At 62.3% G+C, this 15,045-nt stretch carries 14 protein-coding genes; 6 read left to right on the top strand and 8 right to left on the bottom strand.

The window, feature by feature from the left end; genetic code table 11:
- Window positions 1-4: 4 nt before the first annotated feature.
- From DN745_RS02800 to DN745_RS02785, 4 genes are all read right to left on the bottom strand, one after another.
- Window positions 5-907 carry a permease-like cell division protein FtsX gene (locus DN745_RS02800; RefSeq protein WP_111331969.1) on the bottom strand — a complete coding sequence of 301 codons (903 nt, stop codon included), beginning with the start codon at window positions 905-907 and terminating at the stop codon, window positions 5-7.
- Window positions 907-1,620 (bottom strand): ATP-binding cassette domain-containing protein, encoded by a 714-nt coding sequence (locus DN745_RS02795; protein WP_111331968.1) that lies wholly within the window; start codon window positions 1,618-1,620, stop codon window positions 907-909. The genes DN745_RS02800 and DN745_RS02795 overlap by 1 nt, the downstream gene beginning before the upstream one ends.
- A gap of 90 nt (window positions 1,621-1,710) precedes the next feature.
- Window positions 1,711-2,487, bottom strand: coding sequence for a hypothetical protein (locus DN745_RS02790; protein WP_111331966.1), 777 nt, complete (start codon window positions 2,485-2,487; stop codon window positions 1,711-1,713).
- Between the two features lie 185 nt (window positions 2,488-2,672).
- A complete protein-coding gene (locus DN745_RS02785) occupies window positions 2,673-3,401 on the bottom strand; it encodes a hypothetical protein (protein ID WP_111331965.1) in 729 nt (242 codons plus the stop codon).
- A 187-nt stretch (window positions 3,402-3,588) separates the two neighbouring features.
- Between DN745_RS02785 and DN745_RS02780 the strand changes: the two genes are divergently transcribed.
- From DN745_RS02780 to DN745_RS02760, 5 genes are all read left to right on the top strand, one after another.
- Complete coding sequence (locus DN745_RS02780) at window positions 3,589-4,734, top strand: phosphatase domain-containing protein (RefSeq protein ID WP_111331963.1); 1,146 nt, start codon at window positions 3,589-3,591, stop codon at window positions 4,732-4,734.
- Between the two features lie 50 nt (window positions 4,735-4,784).
- Complete coding sequence (locus DN745_RS02775; protein ID WP_111331960.1) at window positions 4,785-5,906, top strand: ketopantoate reductase family protein; 1,122 nt, start codon at window positions 4,785-4,787, stop codon at window positions 5,904-5,906.
- A gap of 175 nt (window positions 5,907-6,081) precedes the next feature.
- Window positions 6,082-6,720: a hypothetical protein gene (locus tag DN745_RS02770; protein ID WP_111331959.1), complete on the top strand. Its 639-nt coding sequence runs from the start codon at window positions 6,082-6,084 to the stop codon at window positions 6,718-6,720.
- Between the two features lie 84 nt (window positions 6,721-6,804).
- Window positions 6,805-7,629: a jacalin family lectin gene (locus DN745_RS02765; protein ID WP_133621721.1), complete on the top strand. Its 825-nt coding sequence runs from the start codon at window positions 6,805-6,807 to the stop codon at window positions 7,627-7,629.
- Window positions 7,626-8,384, top strand: a complete 759-nt coding sequence (locus DN745_RS02760; protein ID WP_111331956.1) for a peptidylprolyl isomerase — start codon at window positions 7,626-7,628, stop codon at window positions 8,382-8,384. The genes DN745_RS02765 and DN745_RS02760 overlap by 4 nt, the downstream gene beginning before the upstream one ends.
- 20 nt (window positions 8,385-8,404) lie before the next feature.
- On the opposite strand, the gene DN745_RS02755 is transcribed toward DN745_RS02760, so the two are convergent.
- The 3 genes from DN745_RS02755 to DN745_RS02745 form a co-directional block, all read right to left on the bottom strand.
- Window positions 8,405-9,208: a hypothetical protein gene (locus DN745_RS02755; RefSeq protein ID WP_111331954.1), complete on the bottom strand. Its 804-nt coding sequence runs from the start codon at window positions 9,206-9,208 to the stop codon at window positions 8,405-8,407.
- Window positions 9,209-9,264: 56 nt separating this feature from the next.
- A complete protein-coding gene (locus DN745_RS02750; protein WP_111331952.1) occupies window positions 9,265-10,569 on the bottom strand; it encodes an adenylosuccinate synthase in 1,305 nt (434 codons plus the stop codon).
- A 95-nt stretch (window positions 10,570-10,664) separates the two neighbouring features.
- A complete protein-coding gene (locus tag DN745_RS02745) occupies window positions 10,665-11,810 on the bottom strand; it encodes a pyridoxal-phosphate-dependent aminotransferase family protein (RefSeq protein WP_111331950.1) in 1,146 nt (381 codons plus the stop codon).
- A 308-nt stretch (window positions 11,811-12,118) separates the two neighbouring features.
- On the opposite strand from DN745_RS02745, the gene hflX reads away from it, so the two are divergent.
- Window positions 12,119-13,549: a GTPase HflX gene (gene hflX, locus DN745_RS02740; protein ID WP_162687409.1), complete on the top strand. Its 1,431-nt coding sequence runs from the start codon at window positions 12,119-12,121 to the stop codon at window positions 13,547-13,549.
- Window positions 13,550-13,581: 32 nt separating this feature from the next.
- Here hflX and dprA read toward each other — a convergent pair whose 3' ends face one another.
- Complete coding sequence (gene dprA, locus DN745_RS02735; RefSeq protein WP_111331946.1) at window positions 13,582-14,868, bottom strand: DNA-processing protein DprA; 1,287 nt, start codon at window positions 14,866-14,868, stop codon at window positions 13,582-13,584.
- Window positions 14,869-15,045 lie beyond the last annotated feature (177 nt).

Raw genomic sequence — 15,045 nt, 5'->3', positions numbered from 1 at the left:
CGCCTTAGAGCAAGATTTCGAGTCCAAGATCATCGGTATCATTTCGCTTGAGTCGCTTACGATTCACAAGCCCAGCCGCCAAGAATCCGGCCGCGGGCCCCAATAGAATAGGCACGACGATAATCAGCCACGCCCAACCCAAGGTAGCATCTTCGAGCCCAAAGATCGCAGGGCGCGCGTAATGCCAGATGAAGAGCATCATCGCCAATAGAATCAGGGCGAGCAATCCGGCCCATAACCCAAGCGTCACGCCGCGGGTGAGGGTCGCGCGACGAAAGCCCGACTCGGGCGCGCCAAAAAAGGCGAGCAGCCGAGCCTCTTTTTCCTCATCGTCGGCCAATTGCATCAAGAGGATTCGCATCTGAGCGATGCCGATAATGAGCACGACAAAAAGCAGCACAATGCCCGCGGTCAGCAACCAACGCGCGGCGATCAAGGTGCGCGCGGCCTTCGCCGACGGCACGTCCACCGTGGCGACATGGGTGCGCGCGGGCAACCCTTCGACCTGAGCGATCAGGTCAATATGCCCGACCAGCGGCACCGTCGGCACCAGCACCAAACTATAGGGCAACATCTTCGGCGTGACGCCAAGGCGTGAGACTTCCTGCTCGCCGACGCGCTGCTGAAGCGTCTCAAACGCTTGCTGCGGCGCGCGAACCTCGACCTCCCCAACCCCCGACCATTTGCCAACTTCCTCAGCGAGCTGCTTCGCCTGCGCCTCGCCGGCCTCGGCGCTCAGATAAACCACCGGCCGGTACACGCTCAGATAGCTCTTCGCCGTGTCGGCAAAAAAGACGCCGAACAGCGCGATCAAGCACGGAATAATCATCGAAAACGCGAGCACCGTGGTGGCGGTCGCGGATTCGAAAAGCCGCTCTTTGAGCGCCTCATTCGCGGGACGTAACATCAGCGCACCTCCGTGATGCCCGAGACCGAAGTCACATCGGGTTCGGGCTCCGCGCTACGTTGCACCGAAACCACGCGCCCCGCATCGAGGCGAATCACCTGGGTACGCAGGTCGGCACACGGCGATAGCTCACGCGCAGCGAGCACCACGGTCGACCCGGCGCGCGACACCTGTCGAAGCGCCGAAATCGCGTCGCCCTCAAGCTCGCCCAGCCCCTGGAGACCGCCATCGAGCAGCACCAACTCCGGTTGTCCGACGAGCGCGCGAAAGATGCTGGCGAGCGTGCGCTGGCCGGCCGAAAGTCCCCGAATCGGAACTTCGGAGAGGACCTCGAGCGCCGTGCCACTGATGAGCGTTTGCACCTTCTGGAGCGCCCCGTCGGTCTTGCCGCGGGCCACCAGTGGGAGCAATAGATTTTGCAATAGGGAGCGCTCTTCTAAGAACTCGGGGCGCTGGCTATGGGTGCCAATTTTCTGGCGAACCTGGGTTACCTTCGAGGGGGCGAGGCGGTCGATATTGCGCCCGACCACGATGCATTTGGCACCCTGAACGCGTCGACGCAGCCCGAACACCGAGCAGAGCAGGCTCTTGCCGGCGCCGCTTGGGCCGATAATCTCCACGAATTCCCCGCGCGCGATATCAACGCTGATATCTTCTAAGAGCGGACGCTCGCCCGTAGGGTGTTGAATTATAAGGTGATAACACGAAATCATCGAGGCTCGATTCGCAATCCGTCAGGCAATTGATGCGCTGAGGTAGGCAGGGTCATTCATTCTATTTTGGGCGCCCGGCGGGCACTCGCATCAGCTCGCCAAAAAGTCCTCGACCAGATCGACCAGGCTCAAATCGTCGTCGCTTGGCCGGCATCCGTCCCAGGCCTTCGCGCCGGTGGCGGGAAAGTCGACAAGCGCCGGGGCCGCAGCCGCACGCGCGGGTTGAGGCGCGCCGCCGTCTTTCTCGGCGATGATCTCGGCGAGGTCCGAGCTAAACTCAATACCAATGCCGCTGGCGTCCATGATCTGCGTGGCCAGCGCGACGTCGTCTTCCTGGGTATCCTCGGGCGTGCTCGCCGGCCTTAAATTGGCGGAATCGCCGGGGTTTTTGAGCGCGGACAGCTGGCTCTTGAGCTTATTAAGGCTCATATGATTGAGCGACTTCTTGGGGTCCGAATGCTTCTTCTCGAACTCCTCGATCGCCTCGGCCCCGCCCTCTTCGAGCTTCTGGGCCTCGGCGGGAACACGCTCCTGGCTGGGCGTAAAGTCCTCAGCCTCCGCCTCGATATCGGGCGCCTCGGCCGTCGACAGCGGCTCCAGACCGACCATCTCGTCATATTCGCCGGCCCGCAACTTCTTAAAGAGGCTGCGGTGGCTCGCCTTCATCTGCGCGCGAATCCGCTCCTCAGCTTCTTCCTCGCCCAGCCCCTCAATCGCATCCGCATAGGAGCTCATCACCGTGTCGAGGATCGCCCCCGAGTAGAAAAGCTGCGTCTCGATCGTCGAGCCCCCCAAACCGTGATCTTCGGTCTGAATATGGAAGGTCTTCCCACGATACTCAACGTCGTTATTAAAGCCGATCAGCATACACGCTCCCAAACTGCTTCTTTAGCAAAAAAATGTCGGGCAAAGCCCCGGCGAGAATAACATAGGGGATCGGGAGGAACAACTGGTGGGTGATCTCGGGGTGCCCAGGCCGACGCCCAAAAGCGCTACGCCCGCCAATGGCTAGCGCAATTGGCGGGCGTAACCTTCGGCGAGGGTCGAAGACCCTACCCGAGATGCCGGACATTCTCGGGATCAAGCCGCAGCGCCGCGCTGATCCTGCGGTTGGTCAGCAGCGGTGAGATCTCGTCGAGGCCGAGCTTGGCGAGCTCGTGGGCGACGTAGGCGTAGCGGTCCAGGAAGGGGCTGGTAGGCTCTTGGCCCAGCCGGCTCAGCGCGAAGGGGCGCGGGTCTTCGGCGGTGGCGCGCCCGTCCGGGTAAAAGGTCAGCGCGTGGCTCGGCCCCGGCTGGATCGAGTCGCTCCAGCTAAGCGCGAGGAGCCCCTGGCGATACATCGACAGCATCAGCGTGCCGGCGTCGGGTTCGTGGCCGAAGAAGGCGCCGTCGACGCCCAGCTTCTCAAAGATCAGCTCGGCGGCGTTCGGGTCGAGCAGGCGCGCGTCGAAGTCGGTGCTCGGCTCACTGAGCAAAGTCAGCGGCTGGCCGTCGGCCAGTATCTGCTCGTTGAGCATCAGAGCTTCGTGCCATTGGTCGGGCTGATCGCTGACGTCGGTGCACTCAATCTCGAGCTCAGCGGCCAGCTCGGCGATGGCGCGACAAACGGCCTGGGCCGAGGCGCGCACGACCAATTGCGTGAACGCGGGCCAGCCGGTGTCGCCGGGGCCGTCCACACGAAAATCCGACCAGAAATCCCAGCGCTTTTCGCCCTTTCGCTTCGGAGCCACATCGATCCTTCGCCAGCCGGCGGCGTCGATAATATACCAACATCGGGTCATATTATTTCTTATCTTCGAAATGCAAAATCATGAGTGTGTCAAAAGCCTCGAACCAACAGGCGCAGCTTAGTCCGGAAGAGGCGAGGCGCAACTTTTTTTAGCTCTTCTTGGTTTCGGCGCCGCCGCGAAGACACGATTCGGCGCACAGTACTTGCGCTGGGCCGAATGGCTGCACTAGATTGAGGGTATGAACACCGATCCTAAAACTCCGACCCCCGATCCCAAGGTGCCCGACGCGGTCGATTCGGCGGCGATCGCCGAGGCGTCCGACGAGATCGCGGTGCGCCATATCTTCCGCTGGGACCTCGATAAGACCTATCTGCACACCGACTTCGACACGATTCGCGACCTGATCCGCACGGCGCTCCAGAAGCCCGAAGAAAAAGTCACGGTCCCCGGCGCGGTCGCTCTGCTGCGCGAGCTAAGCCGCCCCGACAAAGACAGCCGCGCGCTGGTAACCTTTATCTCGGGCAGCCCCACGCAGATGCGCGAGACCCTGGAGCGAAAATTCGAGATCGACGGGATTCGCCCCGACGCGTTTATCCTCAAGCCCACGCTGCGCAATCTATTGAAGGGACATTTTCGCGCGATTCGCGGACAGGTGGGCTATAAGCTCAACGCGCTGCTGACGCTGCGCGAGAATTCGCCCTTTGCCCCGGAGACATTTTTTGGCGACGACGCCGAGCAGGACGCGTTTATCTATTCGCTCTACGCCGATATCGCCGCCGGCACCGTCGACCGCGCGCAATTAGAGGAGATCCTGCGCCAATCGCAGGTCTATGAGGCCACCGCTCAGACCATCCTGGCGCGCTTTGAGCGCACCACCAAACGCGACACCGTCCAGCGCATCTTTATCCACCTGGAGGCGGGCTCCTCACCGGGGCGTTTTCTGGTCTTCGGGCCGCGCCTGGTGCCGATCGCCAATTATTTTCAGGCCGCGGTGATCCTCTACGGCGACGGCGTGATCAAAGTGGACTCGGTAGCACGGGTGGCCGCCGAGCTATTGCAGCACCCCAAATACGACATGCAGGAGTTGGCCGTCAGCCTCCAAGACCTCGCCCGGCGCCGCCACCTCAATATGGACGTCTTAAAGCGACTGGCCGAAGATTGGCGCCAGGCGACGCGCGACTTCCCCGATGACCCCGACGCGGACGCGAAAGCCCGAGAGCTCCGAAACACCTTCCCCAAGGAATTTATCGAGCGCTTTATTATCAAAGTGCGCGCCCTGGCGCCGCGCAATCAGAACCCGATGCCGGAGTGGACCGGGCCGGTGGACTATCTGGAAGTACTGCGCACCGACCGCGCGATGCGCCACTCGGTCCAACCCAAATAATGCCGCACGCTGCGTTGACTTGAGAATATTATTTACTTGAGAGCCTCCCTATGACCTCCCAAAATACGACCCTCCCGGCCCCTCTCCCCCCGACCGATCTTCTGGGCGCCAAACCCGCCCCGCGCATCCTGATGGTGGGCGCAGGGGCGGTGGGCCAGACCTACGGCTACCATCTGAGCCGCGGCGGGGCCGACGTGACATTTTTCGTCAAAGAAAAATACCGCGCCGAGGCCGAGGCCGGCTTTTTGATGCACCAACATCGACCGCTTCGAGGGCCGCGCTCTTTTTATTATGACAATTATCGCATCCTGTCGGATGTCGAAGAGGTCGCCCAAAACCGGTGGGACCAGGTGTGGCTGTGCATCTCGTCGACCGCGCTAAAGGGCGATTGGTTAGCCGACTTCTGCGCGCGCATCGGCGACGCAACGCTGGTGTCTTTGCAGCCCGGCCTGGAAGACCTCGAATACGTCGCCCAGGTCTACGACCCGGCCAAGATCGTCGCGGGCCTCATCACCTTTATCGCCTATCAATCGCCGCTGCCGGGCGAGAAGCTCGGCCGAGGCGTCGCGTATCTATTGCCGCCCATGACTCAAAACCCGTTCTCGCCGCTGCTGCTCACCCAGGGGCCGGAGCCGGCCGACGCAGATTTGCGCTGCGAGCGGGTCGTCGACGCCCTAACAAAGGGCGACTATCCGGCCAAAGTCGACCCGAACACACCGCTTCTAATGGCGTTCGGAAGCACCGCGATGAACCCGATTGTCGCGGGTCTGGAGGTCGCAGGTTGGTCTCTGAAGCGCTTTCGAAAAAGCCCGGCGCTCGAAATCGCGACCGCCGCGGGCAAAGAGGCCCAGCGCGTCGCGGCCCGCTATTATGGCACCAGCGTCCCCGCAGCTCTTAGCACCGTGCGGCGCCCCGAGATCGTCGGCACACTGCTCGCCCTGGCCCCCGCGCTGATGCCCTTTGATATCGAGGTCTACCTCGAATATCACTTCAGCAAAGTCGGCGCTCAAACTCGCCAAATCATCGACGATCTCATCCGCATCAGCGAGGCGCTGCCTATCGTTGAGCAGGACGAATTCGGCGATTCCTACGAGCATATCATCCCCACCCGCGCGCTTCGCGTCCTGAGAAACCTGCTCAAGGACGCGAGACTCGCCAGCATAACCCGTTGAATTTACAAACAAATCCCACACCAGAGCAGCGCAAATAAAATTGCGCCTAAGTTCTGGAGTCGTATTGGCATTCGTTGTATCATCACCACGTTCGGGCTGAGATTATTTCCCAGGCCCGTTTTTATTTTTTATATCTTCACGCCGAAATTTATTTATTTCAGAAGGACTTTTAGCAATGAAACGCGCCTCCCTAATTTTCCTCAGCGTCTTCGTCATCTTCTCGCTCGCCTGCGGCCTCTTGGACGACGAAGATACCAATATCAGCTATACCGAGACCATCCCGATGGCGTTCCCGGTCAACGCCGGCGCGCTCTGCCCGACCGGCGTGGATTGCGCGAGCGCCGCGACCCCGGCTCCGGTCGACACGCCCCTGCAGACCATCGACCAGGGCACGTCCATCGACGTGGTCGAGTTGACGGGCAATGACAAACTGACCAAATTCAAGGGCGTGTTCCGCTCCATCGAGATCACGCAGATCAAATACTCGTCCTTGCAGAATACGCTGACCTTCGACCTGCCCGAGATGACCGTCTATATGGGCCCCATCGAAGCGACCTCCTCCAAGGATGAGGGCGTGGTCAAGTTGACGACCATCCCGTCGATTCCCGCAGGCTCCAACACCCAGGGCGCGGCGATCGTCTCCGAAGAAGGCCGCTCGAAATCCAGCGACCTGCTCAAAGAGTTGAAATTATCCTCGATTATCTTCGCAGAGCCGGTGGTTAAGAAGGGCCAAGACCTTCCGCCCTCGGGCTCGGCGAATATTAAAATGGATATCGATGTTAAGTTCACGGTGAACCCGCAAGACGCGCTTTAATCGTCTTCGCCAATAGGGAGGCGCCCTTCGGGGCGCCTCCTGAATATACGGTGAATCTCATCTCCCCAATTTGTAGAAAACGCGATGATGCGACCCTCCTCAATAGCCGCCTTAACCCTGGTTCTTTTCTCGGCCTGTGCTGCCTCGACGGCGCTCGCCGCCGATCCCGCACAGTCCTCTGAAATCGTGGTCGACTACCAAGGTCGCCTGCAAGACGGCCAGGGTCGCGCGATCAGCGGGGTCTTCGACCTCGAATTCAAGCTATACGATGGGGAGCACGCGGCGCGTCCGACCTGGAGCGCGCGCCAATTTGTGGCGGTCGTCGACGGTGATTATACGGTGCCGATGGGGTTGAACGCGCCGCTGCAAAAGTCCGCGCTGCCCGATGACGCCTGGATTGGCGTGGAGTGGGTCGGTCAGGGCGAGTTGCTGCGTGACCGCTTTAAAATCGCGGGCAAATCGCAGGAGGTCGGAGCCGGCAATGGCGGCGGCGCAACCCAGGCCAGCACCCAGTGGGAGGTCTCCGAGGAAACACGAGAGCTTCTCAACGCCGCCAAAGGCGGCAAGCGCATTACGTTCGCCGACATCTCCGAGCGCGCGGTGAGCGCCGACAAGGCAGACACCGCGCTGCGCGCCGAAGCCATCGGCGATATGAGCGCCGAAGAGATCAAAAAAACCAGTGAGTTAGCGCTCAATCGCCTCGGCGAGCACCTCGCCGACCCGGACGCCCACCAGGCGACCGGTGGGCTGGTCTTGGACGATAACCACGCCGTCCAAAAACGCGTCGGTGGTACGGGCGGCAAGCCCTATCAAGTCAATTGCCCGCCTGGCCACGTCGTCACCGGTATCAAAGGTGGAGCCGGCAGAATGGTCGATAGCCTCAGCATTATTTGCACCAAATTAAAATGAAATTATCCTATCGTATCGCCTCTCTTAGCCTCCTCGCTTGCCTCAGCTTGAGCGCGAGCGCGTGCAGCGGTCCCGACAAAAAACCCGACCCGAACGCCGCCCAAGCCGACGAGGCCGCGGCCCAAAAGACCACCACCCGCGAAGACGTCGAGGCATTGCAGGCCGCGGCGCCCAAGCTCGACCCGCCCACGCCCAGCGACCTCGCGCGCTTCACCGCCGATATCGAAGGCGATGGCCCACTACAGGCGACGATAAAGACCGATCTTGGCACGATTGAATGCGCCCTCTTTGAGGCCCAGGCGCCCATCGCGGTGGCCAATTTCGTGGGACTGGCGACGGGTCAGAAGAATTGGATCGACCCGAGCACCGGCCACGAAAAGCAGGACACACCGTTTTATAACGGCAGCGGCTTTTATCGCGTCATCCCCAACTTTTTTATTCAGGCGGGTGACCCTACCGCGACCGGCGTGGGCGGCCCGGGCTACCTATTGCCCGACGAGATCTCAGATGAGCTCAGCCACGCCATGCCCGGCACCTTGAGCATGGCCAATCGAGGCAAGCCCGACAGCGCGGGGAGCCAGTGGTTCATCACCGCGGCGCCGATCCCTCACCTCGACGGGCGCCACACGATCTTCGGCCACTGCGAAAACCTGGACGTCGTGCGCAGCATCGCGACCGTGCCGGCGGGGCCGGATGACCGGCCCCAGGACCCGCCCAAGATTTTGGATATTCAATTCTCGCGCGCGGATAGGTGACGCGAAATGAGGGCGCGGACTTATTCGTCCTCGTCGTCCGCCTCATCTTCAACTTCGCTCTCCGCGTCCAGGCCCTGCGACTCACCGTCGCCTCGGGCGCGGCGGCGCAGCGACCAGCGCCGCGGCTTAAAGACATCGCTAAACTCGCGCCCGGGCATCTCCTCGCCCTCGCCGTCCACCCCGGCCTCGCTGCGCTCGTCAAACCCCTCTTCATCATCCTCACCGGCGTCGCCAGCCTTCTCCTCGGCCGAACGATTGCGCTTCACGCGCATCCGCCCACGCGCCGACGGTTTGAGCGCCTGGTCGTTGGGGATAAAGCGCACTTCCATGCGAACTTCGAAGGATAGCGTCGTGAGAATTTTGGCGACCTCACCGCCCAGGTCGACGCTCTCAAGAAAGACGCGCACCTCATTGGAGGCGATGCGCAAAAACTCCCGCTTCGTGGTGTCGACCTGTGAGAGGATGAAGTTCACGACCTCGCGCGGCAACTTCGTGCCGCCCAGGCGCGCGCGAAACCCGTCGCTGCCCGGCGACGACTTCTCGGAGCCGCCGGCCTCCTGACCAGCCCCACGCGAACCCGCGCCACGCGCGCCCTCCGAGGCGCCGCTCTCCACGCCGACGCGCCGCAGGATGCCGGGAACCAGCCCCTCCAGCGATTTAAGCAACTTCGTGACCGACTCCGGGTCGTGCGGAATGCTCCACCCCTCGGCCTCAAACTCGGCGTCGTCGAAGAGGTGCTCGTCGTCGTATTCGGCGTCATCATCAAAGCCGAATGCGTCATTTCTGTGGTCCTTGGAACCCGTCTTCTTTTTATCGTCACTCATCAGTCATTCTCACAAATTATACTCAATAAAATCATCTTCGCGGAGGTGCACGGTCTTTATCGGTAAATATTTTGAACCACGATGGTCTCGGAGCGCTTCGGGCCCACCGAGACAAGCGCGATCGGCACCTCGAGCAGCGTCTGCAGACAGCTCAAAAAATGACGCGCAGCCGCGGGCAACTCCTCGAGCACCCGCACCCCGCTGATATCCTCGCGCCACCCGGGCAGCACCTCGTAAATCGGCTCAAGCGTCTCGAGCACTTCGGGGTCCATAATGGGCTCAGTATATTCGTTCCCGGCCGGATCGCGATAGCCGACGCAGATCTTTACGTTATCCAGGCCGGATAAGACATCGAGCTTGGTCACCGCGAGCCCGGTGAAGCCGTTGACGCGCACCGCGTAGCGGAGCGCAGCCACGTCGATCCACCCGCAGCGGCGCGCGCGACCGGTCATGGTGTCGTATTCCTTGCCGGCCTCGCGCAGGTGCTCACCGATCTTATCGTCGAGCCCGGTCGGGAAGGGCCCAGCCCCCATGCGGGTGCAATAGGCTTTGGCGATGCCAATGGTCCCGTCGATGCGCGAAGGCGCGACACCCGCGCCCACGCAGGCGCCGGCGCTGGTCGTGTGGCTGGCGGTGACATAGGGGTAGGTCCCCAAAGCGACGTCGAGCATCGTGCCGTGGGCGCCCTCAAAGAGGATATCTCGCCCGCGCGACATCGCCTCGTGCACGAAGCGATTCGCGTTACCCACAAAGGGCGCGATACGCGGCGCCCGGTCGAGCAAATCGTCGATCACCTTATTAAAATCAAGGGGCGGATACCCGTACCAATGCAGCAGCGCGTTCTTCTCGGGCAGCGCCGCGCGCACCTTCTCGACCAGGCGCGGCTCGTCTAGCAAATCCCGCACAAAGATCGACCGGCGCCCGACCTTATCCTCGTAGCAGGGGCCGACACCGCGTCCCTTGGTGCCAAAACTCGCGTCGCCCGCCGCCGCCTCGCGCAGCTCTTCGAGCTCACGATGATAGGGCATAATAATGCTGGCATCCTCGGCGATCAGCAGTTGCTCGTCGCGCTGGAAATAGCCGCGATGGCGCAGCGCGTCGATCTCCTCGATCAAGATATCGGGGTCCACGACCACGCCCTGGGCGATCACGCAGGTCTTATCGTCGTGCAAAATGCCGCTGGGGATCAGATGCAGCACCGTCTTCTGGGGCTTGCCGTCTCGCTGGATAACGAGCGTATGCCCGGCGTTATTGCCCCCCTGAAATCGCACCACGATATCGGCAAATTCGGTATATAGATCAACAACTTTACCTTTGCCTTCATCGCCCCACTGGGCCCCAATAATGACGTTCGCTGCCATGATATGCGTCGCTTTAGGATGATACAAAATTGATGAAACCAGCGCGCACTCACGCGGCGCGCTGGTTCAGAGGCATCTCATCGGTCGAGAAGCTCTTAAGCCTGCGCCTTGGCGTAGACCTGCTGCGCGGCGCGAACGCCGGCGCCCGCGTCGACGTCCATGCCAAGCTCGGCCAGCGCCAACTCCAGGGTGCTCAGCGCGGTCAGGATATCGCTGCGCTCAAAAAACCCGATATGCCCGATGCGAATCATCTTCGGCTTGAGCGCGTCGTGGCCGCCAGCGATGGTCACGCCGTAGCGCTCCCGCATGATACGCACCAAATCGGGGGCGGAAAGCCCGTCGGGCAAAAGAACCGCCGAGACCGCGTCGCTCGGGCTCTCTGCCAGCAGGCTCAGGCCCAGGGCGAGGGCGCCGGCGCGGGTCGCCTCGGCGTTGAGGCGGTGGCGCTCGATCAGGGCGTCGTGCCCCTCTTCCATCATCATCTTGAGCACCACCTGGGCGGCGATAATCTGTGTGACACCCGGGGTAAACGCGGTCTGCTCGCCGAGCTGCTTTTTCTTCTCGCGCAGCAGATCGAAATAATAGCGCGGGTGGTCGGAGTGCTCGGCGCGCTCCCACGCGCGCTCACTGGCGGCCAAAAACCCAACGCCCGGCGGGATGCCGAAGGCTTTTTGGGAGCCGGCGACCATCACATCGATGCCGAGCGCGTCCATCGGCAATTTATGCACGCCCAGGGCGGTGATCGCGTCGACCGCAAACAGCGCGTTGCTCTGCTCCTGCACGACCTTGGCGATCTCGGCGACCGGGTGCATCACGCCGGTGGAGGTCTCGCTGGCGGTCAGCGTGACCATGGCGCACTCCGGGTGGGCGGCCAGCGCCTCGGCGACCTGCTCGGGCCGGGCGACCTTGCCCCACTCCACGTCCAGCTCGACCACGTTCATGCCATAGGCGCGGCCCACTTCGGCCCAGCGCTCGCCGAACTTCCCGCCGCCGATGCAGATGATGGTGTCGTCGCGACGGGTGAAGTTGATCATCCCCGCCTCGAAGGTCCCGGTGCCGCTGGCGGTCACCGTGAGCACCGGCTGCTCGGTCTCAAAGAGCCAGGCCAGCCGTTGGCGCGTATCTGCGAAGACCTCGCGGAACTCGGGTCCGCGGTGGTGAATAATGCTCCTGGCCATCGCCAGTCGCGCCTCTTCGGGGATGGGCGTGGGCCCGGGGGCTAGCAGATATTTTCTGGACATAATCGACCTCAAGAAAGCCGCAAAAAACGCGCGGAAACACCAACATTTTGTCGCCCAAATGGGTACAACCGCGCGCAGGCAGAGTCAACGCGAGCACGTGTCTTCGAGCCGGTCGATTGGCGGCGCGAGCGCAGCGTGCCCCCTATTTCTGAGCGGCCCGAGCCTCCCCGCACAAACCGCTGACCTTGACATCGATCGGTGCCGTCTCCATGCTCAACCCAACGGACGCGTGCATCTGCGGCCCCCATTGCCCATTTCAACGAAGCACGTTGAAATGGGCGCTCGCACTCAAATATATTTGGAAATCTATGACATCAAAGACGCATATTCCGGAAGTCCAGCAGTCGAAAACCTATCAAGCGCTTATCCTGGCGGTGCAAACCCCCAATAAGAGCGACGAGGATATGGCGCGCTCCTGCGCGGAGCTCAGACTATTGGCAAACACCCTTGGCATCGACGTGATGGGGCTGGAGACGCAGCGGCGCGCCAGCGATTCCAGCACGCTGATCATGGGGAAGGGAAAATTGCGCGAGGTCGCCCGCCTCACCGGCGGCCCGGGCGTCGACGGCGAGTTGGCCGAGGAGTTGGAGGAAGACGACTTCGAGGATGATGACCTCGAAGAAGACGACTTCGGCGCGTTCCACGCGAACGATGAAGATGCGGATTCCGACGCGATTTCGCCCGGAGATATCAACCTAATCCTCGTCGACGCCGACCTCGCCCCGCGCCAGCAGCGGGTCTTGCAGGCGGCGCTGGGCGTCGAGGTCATGGATCGAAGCGCGGTCATCCTGCGCATCTTTGAGCAACGCGCGCAGACGCGCGAGTCGCGCCTCGAAGTCGAGATTGCGCGGCTTCGCTACGAGATGCCGCGCCTGCGCGACAGCAACACCGGCGATGACCGCCACGGTGGTGGCGGCGGCATCAGCGGGCGTGGTGGGCGCGGGCATTCCAACCTCGAGTTGGCGCGCCAACACTCGCGCGACCGCCTCTCCGAATTGCGCCGCGAATTGGCCGAAATCCAGGCCACCGAGTCGGCGCGCCGCGAGCAGCGAAGCGACACCTTCCAGGCGGTTCTGGTGGGCTATACCAACGCCGGCAAGTCGACGCTGATGCGCGGGCTGACCGGCAGCGATGTGCTCGTCGAGGATAAATTATTCGCGACGCTGGGCACGACCGTTCGCCGCATCGACCCGCCGACCAAGCCGCAGATTCTTATCTCGGACACCGTCGGCTTTATCACCAATCTGCCGCATGAGTTGGTGGCCTCGTTTCGCTCGACCCTTGATGAGGCGCGCGACGCCCAACTTCAAATTATCGTGGTCGACGCCAGCGATTCCCAGTGGAAAGATCAGCTGCGCGTCACGCGGGAGACCCTCGCCTCCATCGACGCCAGCGAAATCCCCCAGCAGATTGTTTTCAATAAGATCGACCGCCTCGACGAAGACGCGCTCAAGCGCCTGGACCTCGAGATCTGGAGCCTGGGCATCACCGATGCGCTGAAGATCAGCGGGCATTCCGACGCAGGGCTCGCCGAATTGCGCGCGAGCATCATCCAGGCGCAGGAAGACGCCATGAGCAAGGCGACCCTGCTGATCCCGTTTAAGATGGGACGCATCATCGGCGAGATGCATGAGAACGCGCGGATTATGGAAGAAAAATATACCGCCGAGGGCACCTCGGTTCACTTCCTCGCCCTGCCCCGATTTATCGAGCGATGGGAAGGCATGCTGCGACCCTAAGCGGCGATAAATAGCGCGCTTACGCGCACAGATTAAGCCGGCCGAAATCGATTCGCGCCGGCTTTTTTGTGGATCGCGCCGCCCAACTCGAGCTCAAGCATCGCCGGGCAGAGTCGCGATTCAGCCCAGTCGATATGGCGCTTCAGCTCGTCGCGCCCGACATCGGCGCCCGCCTTGCCGGCGAGTGCGTCGAGGGCCTTAAAGAGCGCCTGGGCGTCTGCCGAGAAGACAGTGAGGTCCACGACGCGCCGCGCCGGTGGGCGAGCTACTGGGGGCCGCGGGCGTGGTCGAGTGGAGCGCTTCGGCCGCAATGAATCGAGCCGAAGTTGCGTGCCGTCCTCGGCGGCGCCGAAGACGCACGCGAGGATATCGCGGGCATCGCGCACGCACGCGGCGCCCTCGACCAGCAGTTGATTGCATCCGGCCGCCAGCGGCTCATCGGGGTCGCCGGGCACCGCGCAGATCGGCCGGCCGATCTCGGCGGCGGCGCGGGCGGTGAGCATCGTGCCGCTGGTGAGGCCGGCGCGCACGACCACGGTGGCCCGGCTGAGCGCGGCGATCAATTCGTTGCGCCGCTGGAAGTGATATGCCCGTGGTTTGACGCCGAGTGGGTATTCGCTGATGAGCGCACCCTGGTTGACGATGCGCTCGAAAATCGCGGCGTTTCGGCGCGGTGACGGGCGGTCGACGCCCCCGGCTAGCACCGCGATGGTGGGCGCCCCCGCGTCCAGGCAACCAAGGTGAGCTGCCGCGTCGACACCGAGCGCCCCGCCGCTGACCGTCGCCACGCCCTCGCCTGCCAGGTCACCGGCGATGCGCCTGGCGAGCCCCGCCTGAGCGCATTGCACCGCGCGGCTCCCGACCACAGCGACGGTGTCGTCGAAGCTCAGACCGCTGAGGTTTCCGCGCAGATATAAGAAGACCGGGGGATAGCGCAGGTCGAGCAATTGGCGGGGGTACCGAGGGTCACCAATCGCCAGAAGCTGCCCATTTGGCCCAAGCGCCGCGACCTCGCGGGCGTAGGCATCCTCCGGGTCAACGCTTTGCAGGCATTCGAGCAGACGAGCCAGAATCTTTTGCTGAAAATTCGCTCGCTCAAGCACCGCGCGCTGGGTGATATCATCGGCCTGGAAGAGGCCTCGAAGATCATCTTGAACGGTATGTAGGAGCCCAGCAAACCGCGCAAACCCAACCCCCGCCACGCGCCAAATCGCCCAACGCGCGGCGCGCTCAGCTGGGGAGACCGTCGAAAAATCGACGTCGACTTCGGCGCTATCGACACGACACGGCTCACGTTCATTGAACTCATTGGTCATCATTCCAGAACCTCGCCTGGCGCCCCGTTGCGCCTTGATAATTTGCCAGTTGAATCATGCATGTGGGAGACGCTGCGCGTGCTCCCCACATGAGTTTTCGGCAATCGGCGCTTATTTGTTGCGTCATTGGGCCAAGAAAATCAAAAAGCCCGCTTTCGCGGGCCTTCTGACTACTCTAAA

It is taken from the genome of Bradymonas sediminis (assembly GCF_003258315.1).
GTDB classification, from domain to species: domain Bacteria; phylum Myxococcota_A; class Bradymonadia; order Bradymonadales; family Bradymonadaceae; genus Bradymonas; species Bradymonas sediminis.
The sequence above is the reverse complement of the archived record's forward strand: the minus strand, read 5'-3'. Positions and strand labels throughout refer to the sequence as shown.